Origin of the sequence: Nonomuraea sp. NPDC050556 (genome assembly GCF_044457355.1) — a bacterium.
Lineage (GTDB): Bacteria > Actinomycetota > Actinomycetes > Streptosporangiales > Streptosporangiaceae > Nonomuraea.
On record NZ_JBITGU010000005.1, the window covers coordinates 202,124 to 217,659 of the forward strand.

The 15,536-nt window shown below is 71.2% G+C and carries 19 protein-coding genes; 8 read left to right on the forward strand and 11 right to left on the reverse strand.

Features of this window, described 5'->3' with window-relative positions; translation table 11 throughout:
• Nucleotides 1–29 precede the first annotated feature (29 nt).
• Genes ACIBG8_RS43150 through ACIBG8_RS43180 form a run of 7 tightly spaced genes read left to right on the forward strand, consistent with a single transcriptional unit; the run spans nt 30 to nt 7,380 of the window.
• Complete coding sequence (locus ACIBG8_RS43150) at nt 30–1,199, forward strand: amidohydrolase (RefSeq protein ID WP_397349054.1); 1,170 nt, start codon at nt 30–32, stop codon at nt 1,197–1,199.
• Nucleotides 1,196–2,809, forward strand: coding sequence for an ABC transporter substrate-binding protein (locus ACIBG8_RS43155; protein ID WP_397349055.1), 1,614 nt, complete (start codon nt 1,196–1,198; stop codon nt 2,807–2,809). Before ACIBG8_RS43150 ends, ACIBG8_RS43155 begins: the two co-directional genes overlap by 4 nt.
• On the forward strand, nt 2,806–3,735 hold the full coding sequence (locus ACIBG8_RS43160; RefSeq protein ID WP_397349056.1) for an ABC transporter permease: 930 nt from the start codon (nt 2,806–2,808) through the stop codon (nt 3,733–3,735). Before ACIBG8_RS43155 ends, ACIBG8_RS43160 begins: the two co-directional genes overlap by 4 nt.
• Nucleotides 3,699–4,499: an ABC transporter permease gene (locus tag ACIBG8_RS43165; protein ID WP_397349057.1), complete on the forward strand. Its 801-nt coding sequence runs from the start codon at nt 3,699–3,701 to the stop codon at nt 4,497–4,499. The genes ACIBG8_RS43160 and ACIBG8_RS43165 overlap by 37 nt, the downstream gene beginning before the upstream one ends.
• A complete protein-coding gene (locus ACIBG8_RS43170) occupies nt 4,496–5,419 on the forward strand; it encodes an ABC transporter ATP-binding protein (RefSeq protein WP_397349058.1) in 924 nt (307 codons plus the stop codon). Before ACIBG8_RS43165 ends, ACIBG8_RS43170 begins: the two co-directional genes overlap by 4 nt.
• Nucleotides 5,416–6,192 carry an ABC transporter ATP-binding protein gene (locus ACIBG8_RS43175; RefSeq protein ID WP_397349059.1) on the forward strand — a complete coding sequence of 259 codons (777 nt, stop codon included), beginning with the start codon at nt 5,416–5,418 and terminating at the stop codon, nt 6,190–6,192. The genes ACIBG8_RS43170 and ACIBG8_RS43175 overlap by 4 nt, the downstream gene beginning before the upstream one ends.
• A complete protein-coding gene (locus ACIBG8_RS43180) occupies nt 6,193–7,380 on the forward strand; it encodes an MFS transporter (protein WP_397349060.1) in 1,188 nt (395 codons plus the stop codon).
• Here ACIBG8_RS43180 and ACIBG8_RS43185 read toward each other — a convergent pair.
• The 6 genes from ACIBG8_RS43185 to ACIBG8_RS43210 are packed head-to-tail and all read right to left on the reverse strand — an operon-like array spanning nt 7,363 to nt 11,074.
• The gene (locus tag ACIBG8_RS43185; RefSeq protein WP_397349061.1) at nt 7,363–8,319 is read right to left on the reverse strand and encodes an alpha/beta hydrolase; all 957 of its coding nucleotides are present in this window, start codon (nt 8,317–8,319) and stop codon (nt 7,363–7,365) included. The two genes, ACIBG8_RS43180 and ACIBG8_RS43185, sit on opposite strands and share 18 nt — an antisense overlap.
• A complete protein-coding gene (locus tag ACIBG8_RS43190) occupies nt 8,306–9,271 on the reverse strand; it encodes a ferritin-like protein (protein ID WP_397349062.1) in 966 nt (321 codons plus the stop codon). Before ACIBG8_RS43190 ends, ACIBG8_RS43185 begins: the two co-directional genes overlap by 14 nt.
• A complete protein-coding gene (locus ACIBG8_RS43195; protein ID WP_397349063.1) occupies nt 9,268–9,489 on the reverse strand; it encodes a hypothetical protein in 222 nt (73 codons plus the stop codon). Before ACIBG8_RS43195 ends, ACIBG8_RS43190 begins: the two co-directional genes overlap by 4 nt.
• Entirely contained in the window at nt 9,489–10,232 is a 744-nt protein-coding gene (locus tag ACIBG8_RS43200; RefSeq protein ID WP_397349064.1) for an SDR family oxidoreductase, read from the reverse strand. The genes ACIBG8_RS43195 and ACIBG8_RS43200 overlap by 1 nt, the downstream gene beginning before the upstream one ends.
• Nucleotides 10,233–10,278: 46 nt before the next feature.
• Entirely contained in the window at nt 10,279–10,800 is a 522-nt protein-coding gene (locus tag ACIBG8_RS43205; RefSeq protein WP_397349065.1) for a response regulator transcription factor, read from the reverse strand.
• 52 nt (nt 10,801–10,852) lie between these two features.
• Nucleotides 10,853–11,074 carry a hypothetical protein gene (locus tag ACIBG8_RS43210; protein WP_397349066.1) on the reverse strand — a complete coding sequence of 74 codons (222 nt, stop codon included), beginning with the start codon at nt 11,072–11,074 and terminating at the stop codon, nt 10,853–10,855.
• Here ACIBG8_RS43210 and ACIBG8_RS43215 point away from each other — a divergent pair.
• Nucleotides 11,073–11,285 carry a WhiB family transcriptional regulator gene (locus tag ACIBG8_RS43215; protein WP_397349067.1) on the forward strand — a complete coding sequence of 71 codons (213 nt, stop codon included), beginning with the start codon at nt 11,073–11,075 and terminating at the stop codon, nt 11,283–11,285. The two genes, ACIBG8_RS43210 and ACIBG8_RS43215, sit on opposite strands and share 2 nt — an antisense overlap.
• Nucleotides 11,286–11,290: 5 nt before the next feature.
• Here the strand turns inward: ACIBG8_RS43215 and ACIBG8_RS43220 are convergent, their stop codons facing one another.
• Genes ACIBG8_RS43220 through ACIBG8_RS43240 form a run of 5 tightly spaced genes read right to left on the reverse strand, consistent with a single transcriptional unit; the run spans nt 11,291 to nt 15,512 of the window.
• The gene (locus ACIBG8_RS43220) at nt 11,291–11,932 is read right to left on the reverse strand and encodes a hypothetical protein (protein WP_397349068.1); all 642 of its coding nucleotides are present in this window, start codon (nt 11,930–11,932) and stop codon (nt 11,291–11,293) included.
• Nucleotides 11,929–12,840 (reverse strand): RNA polymerase sigma-70 factor, encoded by a 912-nt coding sequence (locus tag ACIBG8_RS43225; protein ID WP_397349069.1) that lies wholly within the window; start codon nt 12,838–12,840, stop codon nt 11,929–11,931. The genes ACIBG8_RS43220 and ACIBG8_RS43225 overlap by 4 nt, the downstream gene beginning before the upstream one ends.
• A complete protein-coding gene (locus ACIBG8_RS43230) occupies nt 12,837–13,535 on the reverse strand; it encodes an alpha/beta fold hydrolase (protein ID WP_397349070.1) in 699 nt (232 codons plus the stop codon). The genes ACIBG8_RS43225 and ACIBG8_RS43230 overlap by 4 nt, the downstream gene beginning before the upstream one ends.
• Entirely contained in the window at nt 13,532–13,738 is a 207-nt protein-coding gene (locus ACIBG8_RS43235; RefSeq protein ID WP_397349071.1) for a hypothetical protein, read from the reverse strand. Before ACIBG8_RS43235 ends, ACIBG8_RS43230 begins: the two co-directional genes overlap by 4 nt.
• A 55-nt stretch (nt 13,739–13,793) precedes the next feature.
• Entirely contained in the window at nt 13,794–15,512 is a 1,719-nt protein-coding gene (locus ACIBG8_RS43240) for an L-aspartate oxidase (RefSeq protein ID WP_397349072.1), read from the reverse strand.
• Nucleotides 15,513–15,536 lie beyond the last annotated feature (24 nt).

The window sequence follows — 15,536 nt, forward strand, 5'->3', positions numbered from 1 at the left end:
ACATCTGATGTCTGATAAGTCTAGGCCCCGTGACTCAGGTGCTCTTCACGAACGTCCTGCCCCACGACCTGCTCGTCGAGAATGGTCGCATTGCCGACCCGCGAACGGCACGTCCCGGGGCCGAGACGGTCGACTGTGGCGGCGGGCTCGCCCTGCCCGCACTGGTCGACGCCCACATCCATCCGGACAAGACCACCTGGGGCCAGCCCTGGCTGAGCCGCGAGCCCGCGAACACCCTGCGCGAGCTCATCGACGGTGACGTGGCGGCCCGCGCGCGGATGACCGCGCCCGTCGCGGAGCGGGCGGGCGCGCTCATGGACCGCGCCGTCGCGGGCGGCGCCCGCGCCTGGCGCGCCCACGTGGACGTGGCTCCGGTCTACGGCCTGGACAACGTCCACGGTGTACGGCAGGCAGCCGACCAACGGCTGGACCTCCTCGACGTGCAGATCGTCGCCTTTCCCCAGCTCGGGCTGCTCAGCCACCCCGGCACGGCGGCCCTGCTGGAGAGGGCGCTCGACGAGGGGGCCGACATCCTCGGCGGGCTCGATCCGATCGGTGTAGACGGCGACCTGCACGGGCATCTCGACCTGCTGTTCGGGCTGGCGGAGGCCAAGGGAGTGCCGCTGGACATCCACCTGCATGACCGGGGTGAGTCCGGTTTGGAGCAGCTTCTGGAGATTGCACGCCGTACAAGACAGACCGGCCTGACGGTCACGGTCAGCCACGTCTTCTGCATAGACAAAGACCTGAAGAGCATGGGCGGGGGGCTGGGGGAGCTGCTGGCCGGGTCTGGCGTCTCGCTCACCACCTGTGCGCTCGGCGCCGACCCGGTCTTGCCGGTGGCCGACCTCACCACGAAAGGCGTGCTCGTAGGGCTCGGATCGGACGGGGTCCGCGACCCATGGACCCCGTTCGGCGACGGCGACATGATCGCCAGAACCCACCTCCTGGCCTACCGCACCGATGCAAGGACAGACGAGGAACTGGCCGCCTGCTGGGCCACGGCGGCGCACGGGGGCGCCGACCTCCTCGGGCTGGAACGTTCCGAGTTGCACCCCGGCGACCCTGCGGACTTCCTCGTCGTGCAAGGCACCTCACCCGCGCAGGTCGTCGTGGACCGCCCGGTCCCCACCCATGTCGTGCGCGGCGGCCGCGTGGTCGCCCGCGACGGACACCTCCTCGAAAGGACCCCCCGATGATCCGCCGAACCCTCCCCCTCGCGGGCCTGGCCCTGGCGCTGACCGCCTGCGCGGGCGCACCACAGCAGCAGCAAGCAGCGCCAACCGCGAAAGCATTGGACCTGAAGTACACGACCCAGGCAGCCGGCAAGGGCCTGGACGAGATCAAGTGGAACCTCCCCTACGAGCCCTCCACCCTGGACGCGGTAAAGGCCTCCAACTACGCCGAGAACACCGCGCTGGCCAACCAGTGCGAGAGCCTGCTCAAGATGACCCCGGAGATGAAGTCCGAGCCGGGCCTCGCCGAGAAGGCCGAGAGCCCCGACCCCACCACCTGGGTCTACACCCTGCGCAAAGGCGTGAAGTTCTGGAACGGCAAGGAGGTCACCGCCGAGGACGCGGCCGCCAGCCTCAACCGCAACCTCGTGCCAGAGAACGGCACTCTGTGGGGCACCTACTACGCCAACGTCGAGTCGATCAAGGCGACCGCCAAGGACCAGATCACGGTCAAGCTCAAGCAGCCCGACGTGCTCTTCAACCAGGCCATGGCCACCCCGGCGGGCGTCGTCATGGAGAAGGCGTTCCTCGACGGCGCGGGCAAGGACGTCGGCACCGCGGCCAAGGGCGTCATGTGCACCGGCCCCTTCAAGCTGGAGAGCTGGAAGAGCGGCGAGTCGATGACCCTCGTCCGCAACGAGGACTACTGGGGCACCAAGGCGAAGTCCGCCAAGCTGCGCTTCAGCTTCATCGCCGACGAGACCACCGCGGTCAACGCGCTCCGGGCGGGCGAGGTGGACGGGCAGTACTTCTACCTGCCGCCCGCCGCCGTCGGCCAGCTCATCGACTCCCCCACCGGCTCGGTCACCCTCGGCCAGTCGCTGGTGTTCTGGGCGCTGCTCGGCGCGGCCAAGGAGGGCCCCTACGCCGACCCGCGCGTGCGTGAGGCGCTGTCGCTGGCCCTCGACCGCGCCGCCATCGCCAAGGTCGTGCTGCAGAACACCTCCCAACCCCAGCGCGCCATGGTCGGCTCGCCGTACTGGACCTATGCCACGGACACCTTCAAGAAGGCCTACGAGGCGCTCCCGGCGGAGAAGCAGGACCTGGCCAGGGCCAAGGAACTGCTCAAGGAGGCCGGTTCGCCGACCGAGCCGATCACCATCGGCGTGCAGGGCAGCTCCGCCGTACACGAGCAGACGGCCAACCTGATCAAGGCCTCGGGCGAGGCGCTCGGGCTCAAGATCGAGCTGAAGGTCGTCCCCGTCGACCAGTACGGCAACCTCTACGGCTCCGACCCCAAGGGCCGCGAGGGCATCGACGCCTTCTTCTCCACCTGGTACGGCAACCTGCCCGACCCGCTCGACGTCTACTCCGTCTTCGCCAACGGCGCCCGCACCAACTTCAACAACTTCCAGGGCGTCGACGCCGACCTGTCCAAGGCCCGCGCCGAGTACGACGACGAGGCCCGCGCCAAGCTGATCACCGGCATCCAGGAGAAGGTCACCCGCGGGGTGGCGTGGACGCCGATGACCAACCTCTCGGTCGTCCTGTACATGAACGACAAGATCACCGGCGCGGTGCCCTCCTTCGCCTTCCTCTACGCGCCGTGGGCCACGGAGCTGGGCGCCAAGTGAGGTTCCTCGCCAAGCGGCTGGCAGGGCTGGCGACAGTCCTGCTGGTCGCCTCCTTCTCCGTGTACGGCCTGCTGTACCTGGTGCCGGGCGGCCCCCTCGGGGTGCTGCTCGGACCCCGCACCCCCAGCCCGGAGGTGGTCGCGGCGATCAAGCGGGAATGGCGGCTGGACCAGCCCTTCCTGGTGCGCTACTGGCTGTGGCTGACCGACGCGCTCGGCGGCGACCTGGGCCGCTCGATCGTCTACAAGAGCGAGGTCTCCTCGCTCATCGGCTCCCGCATCACCACCACCGCGCTGCTCGTCGCCTACGCGATCACCCTCATCGTGCTCGGCGGCGTGCTGGCCGGGACGGTGGCCGCGCTGCGCGGCGGGTGGGTGGACACGCTCGTCTCCGGGCTGTCCTCCGCGGCGCTGGCCGTACCCGCCTTCGTCGTCGGCGTGGTGCTGGTGATCGTCTTCGCGCTCTCGCTGGGCTGGTTCCCCGTCTTCGGACCTGGCGACGGCTTCGGCGACCGGATCTACCACCTCACCCTGCCCGCGATCACGCTGGCCATGGGCGTCGGCGGCTACCTGGCCCGCATCACCAGGACCTCGGTCGGCGGCGAGCTGCGCAGCGAGCACGTGGAGACGGCGCGCAGCCGCGGCCTCGGCGAGGGCTCGATCGTCCGCAGGCACGTGCTGCGCAACGCCGCCATCCCCGTGGTCACCGTGACCGGCGTCAACGTCGCCGGGCTCATCGCCTCCTCGGTGGTGGTGGAGAACATCTTCGCGCTGGACGGTCTGGGCTCCCTGTTCGTCCGCGCCATCCTCCAGCGCGACTTCGCGATCGTCCAGGGCGTGGTCCTGGTCCTCGTGACCGCCTTCGTCCTCGTCAATCTCCTGGTGGACCTGTGCTGCAAAGCTCTCGACCCGCGCCTCTCGCTCTGAAGGGCTTCCTGCTGGTGCTGGTGGCCGCGACCATCCTGGCCCCGGTCGTGGCCCCGTACGATCCCGACCTGCCCGACCTGATGAACGCCCTTGGCGGGAGTACGGCGGCGCACCCGCTCGGCGGCGACGCCCTGGGCCGCGACGTGCTGTCCAGGCTCCTGTACGGCGGGCGGACCACGCTGCTCGGCCCCGTCCTGATCATCGCGGTCTCCACCGTCCTCGGCACCGCCCTGGCGATCACCGCGGCCTGGTGGGGCGGCAAGGTGGACGCCGTCGTCTCCCGCGTGCTCGAAGTGCTCTTCTCGGTGCCCGGCATCGTCTTCGCCCTGGTCACCGTGGCCGTCCTCGGCCCTGGCATCCCGGGTGTCGTCACCGGCCTGGCCATCGCGTACACCCCTTATGTGGCCCGCGTGGTCAGGAGCGCCGCGTTGCGCGAGCGCAACCTGCCCTACATCGCGGCCGCCTGGGTGCAGGGCCGTTCCGGCTGGGCGATCGGCACCCGGCACCTGCTGCCCAACCTGCGCCCGCTGATCATCGCCCAGTCCGTCTCCGGGCTCGGCTTCGCCATGGTCGACCTGGCGGCCATCTCCTTCCTCGGGCTCGGCGTGCAGCCGCCGGAGGCCGACTGGGGGCTGATGGTCAAGAGCGGCCTCGACAGCGCCATGCGCGGCAACCCGATGGAGGCGCTGGGCGCCGGCGTCCTCATCGCCCTCGTCGTCGCCTCGGTCAACGTGCTGGGCGACCGGCTGGGAAGGCAGTCATGACCCTGCTGTCCATCACCGACCTCAACCTCTCCCTGGGCGGGAAGACCCTCGTGGAGGAGGTCTCCCTGACCATCGCCCCCGGCGAGACCCTCGGGCTGGTGGGCGAGTCCGGCTCGGGCAAGTCGATGACCGCCCGCGCCGTCATCGGCCTCACCCCGCCCGGCGCCCGCCTGCGGGGCTCGATCCAGTTCGGCGGTGAGGAGATCCTCGGCCTGCGCGGCAAAGCGCTGAGAGCGCTGCGCGCGAGGAAGGTCGCGATGATCTTCCAGGACCCGCGGGCGCACATCAACCCGGTGCGCGGGATCGGCGACTTCCTCACCGAGGCCATGATCGCCAATCTCGGCATGACGGCGAGGGCGGCAGCGGCGCGAGCCGTACAGCTCATGAAAGAGGTCGGCATCGCGGACGGCGAGCGGCGGATGCGGCAGTATCCGCACGAGCTCTCCGGCGGCCTGCTGCAGCGCGTCATGATCGCCTCGGTGCTGGCCGTGGAGCCCGAGCTGATCCTCGCCGACGAGCCGACGACCGCCCTCGACGTGACCACCCAGTCGGAGGTCATGGCCATCCTCGACGAGGCCAGGCGCGAGCGCGGCACGGCCATGCTGCTGATCACCCACGACCTGGAGCTGGCGGCGGCGACCTGCGACCGGCTGGCCGTCATGTACGCGGGGCGGATCGTGGAGCGCTACACGGACACCCCGCGCCACCCCTACACCATCGGGCTGCTGAGGTCGCGGCCCGAGCTGTTCGACCGGCCGGAACGGCTGCACGTCATCCCCGGCCGCCCGGTGGCGGCGTTCGAGGCCGACGAGGGTTGCGCCTTCGCGCCGCGCTGCCCGCACAGCGGGCCGGTCTGCCTGGGGGCCCGGCCGCCGCTGGCCGACGACGTGGCCTGCGTACGCGTGGAGGAGCTGGCATGATCGAGGTCAACGATGTGCGCAAGGTCTTCGGCACCGCGGTCGCCGTCGACGGGGTCTCCTTCGAGGTGTCCGAGGGCGAGTCGTTCGCGGTGGTGGGCGAGTCCGGCTCGGGCAAGACCACCGTGGCCCGCATGCTGCTGGGGCTGGAGACGCCGACCAGCGGAACGATCGCCGTCTGCGGACGGGTCAGGACCGCCGGGCGACCGTCGGGCGCCGAGCGCCGGAGGCGGGCCAGGGAGATCCAGATCGTCTTCCAGGACCCCTACTCCTCGCTCGACCGGCTCCAGAAGATCGGCGACGTCATCTCCACCAGCCTGTCGCTGCATTTCCCGCTGACGGGAGCCGAGCTGCGCAGCCGTACCCTCGAACTCCTCGAATCGGTCGGCCTGGCAGAACGGCACGCCTCGATGGTGCCCGCACAGCTGTCCGGCGGGCAGCGGCAGCGGGTGGCCATCGCCAGGGCCATCGCCGTGGAGCCGCGCGTGCTGGTGCTGGACGAGGCGGTCGCCGCGCTGGACGTCTCCATCCAGGCGCAGATCCTCAACCTCCTCGCCGACCTGCGCGAGCGGACCGGGATGAGCTATGTGTTCATCTCGCACGACCTGGCCGTGGTCAACCAGATCAGCGACACCGCCATCGTCATGCACCAGGGCCGGGTCGTGGAGCGTGGGCGTACCGCCGACCTGCTGCGTGAGCCCGAGGAGGACTACACCAAGGCGCTGCTGGCCGCCGTGCCCCGACCCGGCTGGAAGCCGTCCCGCCGGAGCAGCTGAATGGGGTCGTTCCGTAATCGCCGTTTCACGTTGTTGTGGCTGTCCAATCTGTTCTTCTTCGGCGGCGCCTGGAGCCAGACGCTCGTGCTGGGCTGGCTCGTCTACGAGACGACCAGGTCGGAGTTCCTCGTCGCCGTCTACACCGCCATCAGGCTCGCGCCATTGCTGCTGGGACCGCTCGCCGGTGCGATCGCCGACCGGTACGACCGCACCCGGCTGCTGACCCTCGCCTGCGGATGGGCGCTCGCCGCGACCGGGGCCGTGGCCGCGCTGGCCACGCTCGACCTGCTGCCCTACTGGGCGATCGTGGCCGGTGGCCTGGCGCTCGGCATCGCCCAGTCGCCCTCGCAGCCCGCCCGCTCCTCCCTCGTGCTCGACCTCGTCGGCCGCGAGAACCTCAGCAACGCCAACGCGCTGAACTCGATGGCCATGAACGCGACCCAGGTGGTCGGGCCGGCGGCCGGCGGGGCGCTGATCTCCGCCGCCGGCGCGCCTGCCGCGCTGTGGATCTCCATGAGCTGGTTCGCGCTCTCGCTCGTACTACTCCTGCCGTTGCGCGGCCAGGCTTCGGCGACGTCCGACACGCCGGTCTTCGCGATGATCTCGGGTGGATTCCGGGCCATCGCCAGCAACCGGCTGGCGGTCGCCATCCTCCTGGTCACCCTCGCGGCGAACGTCCTGGTGTGGCCGATCTACCAGTCGTTCATGCCGGTCTTCGCGCACGAGTCGCTCGGGCTCGACGCCGCCGGACTCGGTGCGCTGCTGACCAGTTGCGGGGTGGGCGGGCTGGTGCGCTCGCTGATCATCGCGGGGCTCGGCGACTTCCGCTTCAAGGGCGGCCTGTTCGTCGTGGGCACGGTCGCGATGGGGGTGCTGTGGGCGCTGTTCGCCGTCACCGACCACGCCGGGGCCGCCTACGTGATCATCGGCGTCATCGGGCTGGCGACGGCTGCCTTCGGCGTCCTCCAGACGACGCTGCTGCTGACGGCCACCGAGCCCGCGTTGCACGGGCGGGCGCTGGGGGTCCAGGAGCTCGCGATCGGCGTGATGCCGCTGGCCGCCCTGGCCCTCGGCGCCATCGCCCAGGCCGTGGGGGTGGCGGTCACCACGCTGTGCGCGGGGTTGCTGCTGGCCGCCGTCCTGGTGGTGCTGGCCGTACGGGTGCCCGAGCTACTCCGGTACGGCTGAGCCGTGCAGCGCGGTCCGCAGGACGTCGACGGCCTGGGCCATGGCCGCGCTGGTCGCCGCGGTGGCGCGGACGGGGTTGAGCATCATGAAGTCGTGCAGCGTCCCGTTGTAGCGCACGCTGGACGTCTCCACCCCTGCCGCGATCAGCTTGCGCGCGTACGCCTCGCCCTCGTCGCGCAGCACGTCGTTCTCGTCCACGATGACGAACGCGGGTGGCAGCCCTTGGAGGTCGGCGAGCGAGGCGCGCAGCGGCGAGGCGGTGATCTCGGCGCGCTGGGCGGGGCCGGTCGTGTAGGCGTCCCAGAACCAGGCCATCGCCTTGGCCGTGAGGTACGGCCCGTCGGCGAACTCGCGGTAGCTGTCGGTGTCCTGGCCCGCGTCGGTGACCGGGTAGTACAGGGACTGGTGAACGAACCTGACGTCGCCGCGCCGCTTGGCCAGGAGGGTGAGGGCCGCGGTCATGTTGCCGCCGACCGAGTCACCGGCGACGGCCAGGCGGGAGGCGTCCAGCCCCTCCTCGGCGCCGTGCTTGGTGATCCACTGGGCGGTGGCGTAGGCCTGCTCGATCGCGACCGGGTAGCGGGCCTCCGGCGAGCGGTCGTACTCGACGAAGACGACGGCGGCACCCGCGCCGACGGCCAGCTCGCGGACGAGCCGGTCGTGGGTGTCCGCGTTCCCGATGACCCACCCGCCGCCGTGGACGTAGAGGACGGCGGGGAGCGTGCCCGTCGAGCTCTTCGGCTTGACGATCCGTACCCGCACGTTGCCGACCTCGGCGGGGACGACGATCCACCTGTCGTCGACGTCCGGCTTGGCGATCGGGGCTGCCTGCAGGTCGTCGAGCACCTTGCGTGCGCCCGCCGGACCGAGCTCGTACAGGAAGGGCGGCTTGGAGGTGGCCTCGGCCAGCTCCCATGCGGCGGGTTCAAGGATGTGCATGATGTGCCTTCTCTCGAAAAGTGGGACCGGCGCCGACGGCCATCAGGGCCTGCGCCTGGGCCTTGAGCGCGAACATGGTCCGGGTGGCGTCGGCGAGCTGCTTCTGCTCGCCGTTGAAGGTCTGCTCCAGTTGGTGCAGGAGAGTGCTGTAGGTCCTGTCGAACAGGTCCTGAGCAGCGCGTACGGCGGTGCCGGGCGCGGCGGGCCGCGGGTTGGGCGCCATCGGGAGCACCCCGGCCGGATCCACCACGATCGGCTCCCCCGTGGGACCGGACTGCGGGGTGTCGCCCCGCTGGTAGCGGCGGCCCAGCTTGAGCTCCAGGAAGCGGTAGTAGTGGGCGACCTGGTCCTCGTCGCCGTCCCAGACCTCGCTGCGGGCCGTGCCCTCACCCTGCTCGACGATCTCCTCCAGCGCGCCGAGCGCGGACTCCAGATCCACCACGGCGAACAGCGACCCGCCGGTGTGGCGGAAGTGGGCGCCGTTCACCTGCCTGGCCGGGTCGCCGCAGAAGACCGCCTTCTCGCCGAGCGTGTCGCACAGGTGGCGGACGCCCTGCTCGATGGCGGCGTAGAACTGGCCGATGGTCTCGTAACCGTCGTCCTCCGGCGGGGCGCTCGGCTCCGCCGGGCGTTCCAGGCGCAGGAACATCTCCAGCGCCTCGGGGCCGAACGGGAGCAGCGCGACCTCCAGCTCGCCGTGCGGCAACCGACGGGGGTGCGGCGGGGGCATCTCCAGGCGCGGGGCGCCGCCGACGGCGTTGAGCAGGTTCGCCGCCAGCGCCAGGTGCAGCATCTCCTCCACGAAGACGCTGCTCACCACCTCGACGGCGACCGGGTTCTTCGCGGGATCCAGCGAGTACAACGCCGTGAGATACGGCGGCAGTGTGGCGTGCTCCAACTCGACCGCCCACTGCAGGTGCTCGCGGAGACCGTCGAGGGTGTCGATCATCATCCGTCCTCTTCCACTAGCGTGAACATCGGCTTCCCCGGCTCGCACAGCGTGGTGACCGTGAACCGGAGCGGGATGTCGTCGCGGTTGTTGCCGTCCTGGTAGTGGATGACGTCGCCACCCGGCTCCCAGAACGCCTCGCCCGCGGGGGTGAACGGAGGCTGCGCCTCCTGCAGCACGGTCAGCGCCGTCTGCCATGCGGTCGATCGCGGCTTGTCCATCACTGGGCGTCGAGCCACTGGCGGTAGGTGACGGTGCCGAGCTGCGCGCCCTCGCCGGGCACCAGCGACCGCTCGCCCAGCACGCTGCCGAAGTAACGCGCCTGCGGGTCGGTGAGGACCTCGCGGGTGTCGCCCCACGCGGCCAGCGCCTTGCGGAAGAACTCATCCATCCTGTACTGCATCGGTCCCGCGATCTCGATCCGGCCGTTCAGCGGCTGCCCCACCGCGGCCCTGCCGACCGCCTGTGCCACATCGTCGCCCGCGATCGGCTGGAACAGCACCGGCGCGACGTGCACCTGCCCGTCCGCCGTCGCCTCGTCGGCGATGCCCCGGACGAACTCGTAGAACTGCGTCGAGTGCACCAGCGAGAACGGCACGCCCGACCGCTCGATCAGCTGCTCCTGCGCGATCTTCGCCGCGAAGTAGCCGTTCTCCGGCATCCGCTCGGTGCCCACGATCGACACCGCGACGTGGTGCCCCACACCGGCTGCCGCCTCGGCAGCCAGCAGGTTGCCGGTGGAGGTCTGGAAGAACTCCATGACGGCCGCGCGCTCGAACGAGGGCGAGTTCGACACGTCGATCACCACCTGGGCGCCCTCCAGCACCCCGGCCAGCCCCTCGCCGGTCAGCGTGTTGACGCCGGTGTTCGGCGACGCGGCCACGGCCTCGTGCCCGTGCTCGCCGAGCTTGGTCACGAGCTTCGACCCGATGAGCCCGGTCCCGCCAATCACCACGATCTTCATTACGGTCCCCTTCTGTCTGCCCGGGGCGCCTCGTGCGTCCCGGTCGTCAGCTAAGACCGGACAGCCTTCCGACTTGTGACAGCACGATCCTGGTGAGTTCGACGCGCGAGCCGATCCCGAGCTTGCAGAAGGCGTGCCCCAGGTGGGTGCCGACCGTGTGCGGCGACAGGAAGAGCCGGTCGGCGACCTGCTTGTTGGTGGCGCCGCCCGCGACGAGCCTGACGATCCGCAGCTCGGACTCGGTGAGGCCGTCCCAGCCCGGGGTGGAGCGGGGGCGGCGATCGCCCATACCCTTGAGCCGGTCGCGCACGCGGGCGGCGTCGTGCCCTGCCTCCGCCTGCTCGTAGAGCCGCAGCGCGGTGTCCAGGTGGGCGACCGTGCTGGTGCTCGGCGGGGTCCACGGGACGGCCACGGTCCGCGGACAGGCGTTCGTGCGCGCGCCGGACGTCGACCTGTACATCAAGCAGGCCAGCTTCCCCAAGGTGTTCGCGGCCGACCTGCCGCTGTCCCAGGCCCGCAGGACGGCCGCAGAGCAGCGTCCCTTCGGCGTGGCCGCCTTCTCCGGCACGTCCCGACTCTCCGGCGTGGAAGAAGATCCCGTCCTGGGCGATGATCACCACCTAGGACAGGGCCATCGACCCCGAAGGGCAGCGGTGGACGGCCAAGCGCGCCAAGGCGCACGTCATCGAGGTGAAGTCGTCGCAGGCCATCTCGGTCAGCCACCCGGCCGCAGTCGCCGACACCATCGTCGACGCGGACCGCGGCACCCGCTGACGCCAGAAGGGGCCGGCCTGCGAGGGACGGGCCGGTCCGCCGGCCTCCGACACCGAGATGGCGATCATGAACTGGATGGAGCGCGGCGCCTGCCGCGACAGCGATCCGGAGCTCTTCTTCCCCTTGACCTGGGAGACCCACCCCACGCTCGCCCGGCGGATCTGCCGGGACTGCCCCGTGCGCGTGCAGTGCCTGACCTGGGCTGTGGACACGGGCGAGCCGGACGAGGTGTGGGGTGGCACCACCCCGGCAGAACGGCGCCGCATCCGCTCCGGGTGAGGCCTTCAGTGCCATCGCTGGAGCTTGTCGGGGTTGAGGATGATCCATACGGCCGTGACCTCGGCCCCGGCCACGCTCACGCTGACCACGGCCACGGCCCTGCCCGCCCGCCGCAGCACGAGCCCGGCCCTGCCGTTGACGGAACGCAGGCCCGCCTCGGTGCCGGGCAGCAGCGCCGTGAGGAACCGGGCCACCGCGTCCGCGCCGTGGATCGGCCGCTCGGCGACGCGGATCTTGCCGCCGCCGTCGCTCACGGCGATCGCGTCGAGGGCCAGCACCTCGCGCAGCGCCTCGGCGTCGCCCGCCCGGCAGGCCGCTGCGAACAGGCGGGCCACCCGGTCGTGCCTGGCCAGCATCGCCTGGCCGTACCCGGCCTGGTGCGTGGTCGGCACGGACCAGGTGTGGGACGCGGGGGCGGCGGGCACCCGGGTGGGGTCGGCGAGGAACGCCAGGCCGACGCCGCTCGCGGTCCGTGCCAGCCAGTCCAGGGGCGTCGCGATGGCGGCGCGTTCCGCCTCGCCCAGGGCGTACCAGCGGCGGTAGGTCTCCTGGACGACGTGGTCGGCAGCGGTGTCCGAGCCGACCATCCGCAGGGCGAGGTCGAGCAGGTGCTGCCGCTCGTCGAGCAGTTCCGCCAGCGAGGTCATGGTCTGCCGCCTCCTTCGGTGTCGGCAGACAAGACCGGACGGCCGCGTGACCGCTCGAAGGCCGCGATCTTGGCCGGGTTGAGAATCCACAGCAGGTGGTGGATCCCCGCCGTGGAGGCCTCGACGGTGAGCAGGGCGATCCCGTCGCCGTCCCGGCTGACGAGCACGCCCGGGTGACCGTTCACCTCGACCCACGTGAGGGTGGTGCCCGGCCAGAACCTGGGCCCGAACGCGACCACGAACCTCGCCACCCGAGCGGCGCCCAGCACGGGGAACTTCGCCGAGCCTCTGAGGCCGTCGCCGTCCGAGGAGCTGACGACGTCGGCGGCGAAGAGCTTCTCCAGCGCGCCGACGTTCCCCGTCCGCGCGGCGTCGAGGAAGGTCGTCAGCAGGCGCCGGTGCGCGAGCCGGTCGATGGGCTCGCGCCGCTCCGCGGTCAGCCGCCTGCGTGCGCGGGTCACGATCTGCCTGACGTTGACCACGCTGAGCCGCAGGATCTCCGCTATTTCGCGGTAGGGGTAGTCGAAGGCCTCGCGCAGGACGTAGGCGGCGCGCTCTGTGGGGTTGAGCCGCTCCAGGAGCAGCAGGAAGGCCAGTTCGAGCGCTTCGCCGCGCTCGGCGCCGACGGTGGGATCGACGCTGGTGTCGACGGGTTCCGGCAGCCAGGGGCCGATGTAGGACTCGCGCCGCACCCGCGCGGACTGGGCCACGTTGATGGCCAGCCGGGTGGTGACGACCGCCAGGAAGGCGGGCGGGTCCTCGACGGATTCACGGTCGGCGTCCTGCCAGCGCAGCCACACCTCCTGGACGACGTCCTCGGCCTCGGCCGCGCTGCCCAGCATCCGGTAGGCGATGCCGAACAGGCGCGGCCTCAGCTCGCAGAAGACCCCCAGGGACTCCGCGTTCATGCTCCCCTGGCGGCGTCGAGGATGACCGCCGTCACCGCGTCAGGCTGGGCGGCCGCGACCGCGTGCGAGGCGCCGGGGACCTCCCGGGTGCCGCGCGAGCCGGCGCGCTCGGCCATGAAGCGCAGCGTGGCGGCAGGGATGTTGCGGTCCTGGTCACCGTGCACGAACCAGGACGGTACGGCACGCCAGGCCGCCTCGCCGACGAGAGCGTCGGACAGCGCCCGCTCGGTCACCGGCCGCTGGGTCGCGGCCATCAGCGCCGCCTCCTCCGCGTCGAGGTCGGCGCAGAACTGGTGGTGGAACTTCGCCGGATCGATGCGGAACTCGTTGCCGCCCGAGGCCACCGGGTAGGCCTGCAGCGCCTGGCCGAGCGTGCTGCCCTCGAACTTGCCCGACAGCAGCAGCGCGCTCTCGCCCGGCTCGGGGGCGAACGCGGCGACGTACACCAGGGCGCGCACGGCCGGGTTGCCCGCAGCCGCCCGGGTGATCACCATGCCGCCGTAGGAGTGGCCGACCAGGACCACGGGGCCGCCGAGTCCGGCGATCACGTCGCGCAGGTAGGTCGCGTCCTCCTCGACGCTCCGCAGCGGGTTCGCCACGGCGACCGCGGTGAGCTGGTTGGCGTGCAGGCGCCGGACGACGCGGTTCCAGCTCGCCGACTCGGCGAAGGCACCGTGGACCAGGACGATGTTCATCGGGGTTCCTTTCCGTTCTCCAGCACCTCGACCGCGTCGCGTAGCACCCGCAGGCCGATCTCCTCACGCTCGACGTCCGTCGGGTCGTAGAGCCATTCGGTGACGGGCAGGTTCAACTCCTCTTCCGGGTGGCTGGCCTCGGCCATGCTCAGCTCCTCCTCGACCTCGACGCGGAGCTCGTCCAGGAACTCGTTCTCGCTCATGTCTCCTCCAATTGACGTAGCTAAGACCGGGCAGCCGCCGCACTTGTGACACCCGCTACTCGACGAGCTTTCCCGCGGTCGAGACCTCGCGCATGAGCGCCGCGATCTCGGCGGGGATCGGCGGGATGGGCTCCGCCTCCACCGCTCCGGGCCCCGACCAGACGAAGTTGACCTGCAGCGCGGGGTCGAGCTCTGGGTAGTCGGAGCGGTTGTGGCACCCTCGGGTCTCGCGCCGCTCGATCGCGGTCTCGATGGTCGCGCGCGCGGCCAGCGCCGCCGACTTCAGGTCGAAGGCGTGCGCCAGGTCCTGGTATCCGGCGATGTCCGGGTGCACGCCGACCGCGCGGATGCGCTCCTCGACCGCTGCCAGCTCGGCCAGGCCCTTGCGCAGCCCGGCCTCGTCGCGGACCACGCCCGCGTGCTCGGTCATGATGTCGCGCACCGCCCGCTGCAGCGCGCGCACGTTCTCCGGGCCGTCGGCGGCGAGCAGCTCGTCCACCTCGGCGCGCGCCTCGTCGAGCGCCTCCGCCGAGCGGCGCTGGGCGTCGAGGCCCGCCGAGTACTCGGCCGCCGCCTGCCCGACGATGCGGCCGAAGACGAGCAGCTCGATGAGGGAGTTGCCGCCCAGGCGGTTGGCGCCGTGCAGGCCGCTGGCCGCCTCTCCGATCGCGTACAGCCCGTCGACGCCGGTGCCGTGGTCCTCAGGACGCACCCAGACGCCGCCCATCGAGTAGTGAGCGGTCGGCGCGATCTCGATCGGTTCCCTGGTGATGTCGAGCATCTGCAGCTCCATGAGCGTCTGGTAGACGCGCGGCAGCCGCTTCATGATCGTATCGGTGGGGAGGTGCGAGACGTCCAGCCACACGCCGCCGTTCTGGGTCCCGCGCCCCTCCTTGATCTCCGTGTACGCGGCCAGCGCGACCCGGTCGCGGGTGGACAGCTCCATGCGCTCTGGGTCGTAGCGCGCCATGAACCGCTCGCCGAGCTGGTTACGCAGGATCCCGCCCTCACCGCGCGCCGCCTCCGAGACGAGGGTCCCCGCCGCGTTCTCCGGCGCGATGAGGCCGGACGGGTGGAACTGCACGAGCTCGGGGTCGCGGATCCGGCAACCGGCCAGTACGGCGAGGCGGAACGAGTCGCCGGTGTTCTCGTCCCTGCGCGAGGAGGTGCGCCGCCAGATCCTGGTGTGTCCCCCTGCGGCGAGGATCACCGCGTCGGCGTGGATGACGTAGCGGGTGCCGTCGGTGAGGTCGAACCCGTAGGCGCCGAAGACCGCGTTGTCGCGGACGAGGAGCCGGGTGATGTACACCGAGTCGAGGATGGGCACGTCGAGCTGGTTCGCCCGGTCGATCAGGGTCCGCTGGATCTCCAGGCCGGTGTAGTCACCGGCGTAGGCGGTGCGCCGGTAGGTGTGCGCGCCGAAGAACCGCTGGGAGATCCGCCCGTCCTGCTCGCGCGCGAACGGCATGCCGTACCTCTGGAGGTCCTCGATGCCCCGCGCGGCTCCCTCGGTGACGATCCGCACGGTCTCCGGGTTGGCCAGGAGGTAGCTCTCCTTGAGGGTGTCTGCGGCGTGCTGCTGCCAGGAGTCCTCCGGGTCCATCGTGGCGAGCGCCGCGTTGATGCCACCGGCGGCGAGGGAGGTGTGCGCGTCCGTCTTCGGCCGCTTGCCGACCGCGAGGACGTCGACACCGCGCTCGGCGAGCTCGATGGCGGCTCTCAGACCGGCCCCTCCGGTCCCGATGACCAGGACAGATGTCGCAATCCTTTGCATGACTCTCCTCAGGCCGCGCCGATT